The organism is Exiguobacterium sp. A1_3_1 (assembly GCF_048985645.1).
Taxonomy (GTDB): Bacteria; Bacillota; Bacilli; order Exiguobacteriales; family Exiguobacteriaceae; genus Exiguobacterium_A; species Exiguobacterium_A indicum.
Genome location: NZ_WBYY01000298.1, coordinates 1 through 1,551, shown reverse-complemented (window position 1 = coordinate 1,551; position 1,551 = coordinate 1). Strand labels below are relative to the sequence as shown.

2 protein-coding genes are annotated in these 1,551 nt (G+C 39.6%); both read right to left on the bottom strand.

The genetic code is table 11. From position 1 onward, the window contains the following. Positions 1 to 101: 101 nt before the first annotated feature. On the bottom strand, positions 102 to 1,187 hold the full coding sequence (locus F8N00_RS17900; RefSeq protein WP_421018733.1) for a hypothetical protein: 1,086 nt from the start codon (positions 1,185 to 1,187) through the stop codon (positions 102 to 104). Between the two features lie 76 nt (positions 1,188 to 1,263). Further along, positions 1,264 to 1,503, bottom strand: a complete 240-nt coding sequence (locus tag F8N00_RS17895) for a hypothetical protein (RefSeq protein WP_421018732.1) — start codon at positions 1,501 to 1,503, stop codon at positions 1,264 to 1,266. Between the last annotated feature and the right edge of the window lie 48 nt (positions 1,504 to 1,551).

Here is a 1,551-nt window from a genome sequence, read left to right as displayed (position 1 = left end):
GTCTCTGACAGCGCATAAATACGCTTATTCCTGTAGGAGTGGCGTGTAAAGCATCATTCTTTTATCTTTGTAGAGACTAAAGTTTACGTCAGCCTCTATTCTTATTCCGTACACCATTTTTCTAATTCTTCGAGGCATAAATGTAACCGAGCAGTGATCATTTCTCGATTCCCCATCTGTTGCGTTGTTTTATGAGTGAGTTGAGGCTGATGTAGAATGTCGTAGTGCTCATACGCTTCTTGCAATATCCATAATGTATATTCATCCAGTAATCGTCGAGTTTGAATGGTGCGTTCGTCTCCAACCACGTTAAAGCAATACCCACTTATGAATCCATCAGCGATTTCGTTTAGAACATTACTTTTTTCTTGATACGCTTGATTTATGTATCGTGGAGCATTTGAAAAGGCTGGTAACAAAAATTTGTAACAAAAAACAAAGTAAGCTGCATATTTCAAATCAAAGTCCAATCTTGGAAACGGGTCAATGATTGCAATGTGTTCATCACTTAAAATTAAATTTTCTGGTGTTACATCTTGATTCACGAGAGAGATGTTTTGAACCTGAGTTCGTCTATTCTCAATTAAAGCATGAATATGTTTATCGACTTTTTCTTTATCAAAGCAAAGACTAGAGTGAATGAGAGCATTTAAGGCGGTTAAGACGTGTTCATTTTCTTCCTTCCATAATTCATCCCTGTTTTTTGAATCACTACCTCGTAAAGTTTCCCCTTGCCAGTGCAGTTCCCCGAAACCTGCAATAGAGGTTTTCTGGTTGTGTATATTGTGATAAATTCTCCCTAATTTCTTACCGTAAGAATGGGCTTTATTCTGATCGAGTAACAATAAATCCGTTCCACGACCCATGAACGTTTCTACTGTAAATACTGTGTCATCTTCAATGAAATACTGATAAAAGTCAGGACAGACATTTTGATCACTTGTATTGGCGTGTAAATAGTAAGCTTTCGTAGACTCATACTCTGTAGTCAGCTCTTGTTCATTAATCTGTTGTAACTCCCCATAAGCTTCATTCTTTTTTATGCGAATCACAAGGTCTTGATCATCTACTCTCTTTAACTTATATACAGTGTGCCAAGCTCCTTCACCAATCTTTAGAATCTGTTCTGCTTTTACGTTCAACGTATCCAGCACAATTGCATCAAGATTTTCTTTGATCCGTTTCATGGGGTCTATTTTCTCTCCCTCGCAATGTTGTCTCGTTTCATTTTGGTGAAAATACGCTTCTAGAAACGGAGCGTGTTTACGGCAAGATGACGAGTGAGACGGTCCGTTCAGTTGCCTGGTCTTCTGTCTCTAGGTGATGATATTTTTCGAGCAGTGTCCGCATGTCCTGTTGAAAATCATTGAAGGTATCATCTGTCAGGTGCAATTTCGCGATCGAGAACGTCGAGTGGTCCTGACCTTGCGTTTGAACGGTCTGTTCGAAGTACGTCTGGTACTGCTGCAAGACGTACATGAAGTAGAACGAGACGAAGTTCACTTTTTCATCGTACGTCGCACCTGTCTCTTATACACATCTCCGAGCCCA